Below are 3,066 nucleotides of genomic sequence, written 5' to 3'. Positions count from 1 at the left end.
GCCGATTGACACCGGATTTCGTGAAGTACGTTGGCGGCTGAGACAGCGCTCGTTGGTTCACGGTCGCGAGGTATAACAATTCATTCAAGGGGAAGCCACTTCGTGGCTCCCCTTAATTCAGGTGTTAGCTGCCCATGCCAGTCTTTCGCTGTCTCATTCGCGGTGAAAACTTTCCCGGCTCGCTGGCGTGTCAGGCCGAGCCTGTCGGTTTCTACACCACTCGCTGGGTTGAGGCAGAGTCGCCCGCCGAGGCCGAAGGCCTTGCTGTTGGCCTACTGCGCGAAGATCCGACACTTAATTCTGTGGCGCCCGAGCAGCGCACCGAAGATGCACAGGTATATTTCGAGTCAATTGAAGAGGTGCTGCCAGAGCCTGGTCGCGGTTCGGGAACGGGATTCACGTTCTTTCCGATGGGCAGCTAACAATTCGTCCAAGCCGACGCCGCTTCGCGGCGCGGCTTAACTCAGGTGTTAGGCCCCTATGGAGAAGATGACGCACGCGGAGTACATCGCAGATGTTCGGCATCGCGCCGGGGAACTCGCAGCTGCGATCGTCGCTGGCGAAACTGACATCCTGGATGGGTGCTTGGCGCTAGGGCCCCTGCTTGGCCAAGCGGAACTCGAAGGCGATCCAGATGCGGAGGCCATTGGCGTGATTTGCTCAGAACTAGACGGCCTTCCGGTTGGATCAGCGCGAGGCCAGTGGGCCCCTGAGGCGTTAAATCGCCTTGCGCCTCAGTTAGAGTCCACGGCAGCTTGGGCTACACGGAACGCCATGCCAGCAATTCAATCCTTGGCCTACCGGTTCGGGGCCTAACAATGCATTCAAGCCGAACTCGTGTCGCTCCACAAACAGCATGGCAGGTACAGCTTGCCATGCTGTTTGCTCCGCCACACGAGTCGGCTTAATTTAAGCGTTAGGCCCGATGAGGGAAGCCCATGGATAAGCTGGTGGCAACAGCAAGGATGTATTTCATCCCGCTTCTGGTCTTGGGCATCGCCATCCTTACTATTACCGGTGATCCGAATGAGCGGATCCTCAAAAGCGTGCCTATCATTCCTGGTGAGTACCGCTATGAGATTGCGGCAGGCTTCGCTGCCATCGCAGCCCTACTCGCTTTCATCATCTACCATTATCAAAAGCGTAGGCCGCCGGGTCCCAAGTAGCATCAGGCCTAACAATTCATTCAAGCCGAACATGCTTCGTTCCGGCAAAAGGCGGCACTGAGGAGCGTGCCACCTTTTGCCTCCACTACGCATGTCGGCTTAATTCAGGTGTTAGGTTGCTGGGGGAAGGGTATGGCGACCTGTAGGATCTGCCTTAAGAGCTATCAGAATCTCCGCTATCCATCGTCTCGGGTATGCGTATGCGGTCGTTGCACTAACGACTTGAACAAGTACAAAGAGGTTGCGGAGCTCGCTTATCGAGAGGCGCGCCAAATGTTGGAGCGCGGAATCGTTCGACGATGCTTTCAGGAGTTGTCGACATTTGATCCGACAATGGTTCATGACAAAGTGGAGAGCGCACTCCCCGAATGGATCAACAGACTCGTAGCAGATGGGTCAAATCGCACCAAGACCTTCAAGATGATCCGAGCCCATCGTCGAGGCCTTCTCCACTTAGACCGGCCCTACAAGTGGGGCTATCCAAACAACTGGGCTGAGGTCGCAAAAAAGATTAGGTTGCTAGACCGATTCACATGCGTTGCTTGTCACGCAACCGGAGTAGAGCTGCATGTTCACCACATCGTCTATGCGTCCAACTTCGGCACTCACCAGCGGACAAATCTCGTTACGCTTTGTCGGTCGTGCCACGAAATTGAACACAAGCGAGTGCTCGACTTCGGTGAAAATATGGCAGATACGGACCTCCAGCCAGCAACCTAACAATTCATTCAAGCCGAAGCCGCTTCGCGGCTCGGCTTAATTCAGGTGTTAGACCTGTAGACAAACATTAGGGGGCGTCGTGCGAATCAACCTGGTAACTGGATGTTTTGCGGCCATCCTTGCCGCTTCACTTCCCACTGCGGCCAATGCCGTCACGGTCGCCCTGCCCGCAGATGCCGCTTTCCTTAAGGCATCGCAAATCCTCGTGGGCTTAGGCGCTATGCCCACTTTCCGAGACAAAGAGTTGCTTGTGATTAAATCCGATCCAGTTCCGGTCAAGCTCACGCCAGATCAGGCGGATTGCGGCAGGATGTTCGGCATCCCGTACCTCAAAGACAAGCGAACTAAGACTGCGGCAACCTATCAAGTGATCATCAAGCCACTTGACCCGTCGAGCTCGGATGTTTCAGTCAAGGTCACGCTAGATGGCTACATGGACGTAAATGAGGGCGCGCCATTCTTCATCGAGAAAACCCGCGATAAGAACAATGTTCTCACTTGCTCGTCAAAAGGCTGGCTTGAGCCAACGTTCGTAGAGGCGCTTCAGGCTCCTTAGCTACAGGTCTAACAATTCATTCAAGCCGAACTTGCTTCGTTACATCAAAAGCGTGGCCAAAAAGCCTGCCACGCTTTTGCCTCCACTACGCAAGTCGGCTTAATTCAGGTGTTAGGCGCCTGATGGAGAAACAAGTGAACCGACCTAAATTTCTCGCGATTCTCGCTCTTCTGGCGTGTATTGCCGTAGTCGGACTGAACGCATGGCGCTCTCATCGCGTACCGAATTCCGCTATCCCTGCCGCTGTAGCACTGGCAGCGTCAAAAGATGCGATGGTTCAAGCCGCAATGCATCCCGCTACCCCGGATGAAGTAAAGAATGCTGCAGCTGACGTAAAGACCATCCAGGAAGCAGCTGCTGATCAACCACGCCGGAGATCGGCCCCGTGAGTTGTGGATCCCGGACACGGCGCCTAACAATTCATTCAAGCCGAACATGCTTCGTTCCAGCAAAAGGCGGCACTGAAAAGCGTGCCACCTTTTGCCTCCACTACGCATGTCGGCTTAATTCAGGTGTTAGGCCGCTAAGAGCGGGCCTGCTGCGGCAATTCGGCAGTTCGGGTTGCTCGCTTCGCTCAGCACCTTGTCGCTTTCGTCCACCCTCTTCGGTCGCGCTTGGAGTCAT

Annotated in this window: 4 protein-coding genes; all 4 read left to right on the top strand. The window is 55.1% G+C overall.

What is annotated here, in order from left to right:
• The first annotated feature begins 134 nt into the window (after window positions 1–134).
• The 4 genes from G7B67_RS12800 to G7B67_RS12785 all read left to right on the top strand — a co-directional run bounded on the left by G7B67_RS12800 (window position 135) and on the right by G7B67_RS12785 (window position 2,442).
• Complete coding sequence (locus tag G7B67_RS12800) at window positions 135–422, top strand: hypothetical protein (RefSeq protein ID WP_166213031.1); 288 nt, start codon at window positions 135–137, stop codon at window positions 420–422.
• A 516-nt stretch (window positions 423–938) separates the two neighbouring features.
• Window positions 939–1,166, top strand: a complete 228-nt coding sequence (locus G7B67_RS12795; RefSeq protein ID WP_166213029.1) for a hypothetical protein — start codon at window positions 939–941, stop codon at window positions 1,164–1,166.
• Window positions 1,167–1,298: 132 nt separating this feature from the next.
• Window positions 1,299–1,886: an HNH endonuclease gene (locus G7B67_RS13585; RefSeq protein ID WP_343162584.1), complete on the top strand. Its 588-nt coding sequence runs from the start codon at window positions 1,299–1,301 to the stop codon at window positions 1,884–1,886.
• Window positions 1,887–1,965: 79 nt separating this feature from the next.
• On the top strand, window positions 1,966–2,442 hold the full coding sequence (locus tag G7B67_RS12785) for a hypothetical protein (protein ID WP_166213026.1): 477 nt from the start codon (window positions 1,966–1,968) through the stop codon (window positions 2,440–2,442).
• The last annotated feature ends 624 nt before the right edge of the window (window positions 2,443–3,066 follow it).

The organism is Cognatiluteimonas telluris (assembly GCF_011320095.1).
Classification (GTDB): domain Bacteria; phylum Pseudomonadota; class Gammaproteobacteria; order Xanthomonadales; family Xanthomonadaceae; genus Cognatiluteimonas; species Cognatiluteimonas telluris.
Note: the sequence above shows the minus strand (reverse complement) of the source record. Positions and strands in the feature narration are given on the sequence as shown.

What these genes read in the sequence shown, in the direction of transcription:
- G7B67_RS12800 (WP_166213031.1), top strand. Translation starts at nt 135, where the DNA reads ATGCCAGTCTTTCGCTGTCTCATTCGCGGTGAAAACTTTCCCGGCTCG.
- G7B67_RS13585 (WP_343162584.1), top strand. Translation starts at nt 1,299, where the DNA reads ATGGCGACCTGTAGGATCTGCCTTAAGAGCTATCAGAATCTCCGCTAT.
- G7B67_RS12795 (WP_166213029.1), top strand. Translation starts at nt 939, where the DNA reads ATGGATAAGCTGGTGGCAACAGCAAGGATGTATTTCATCCCGCTTCTG.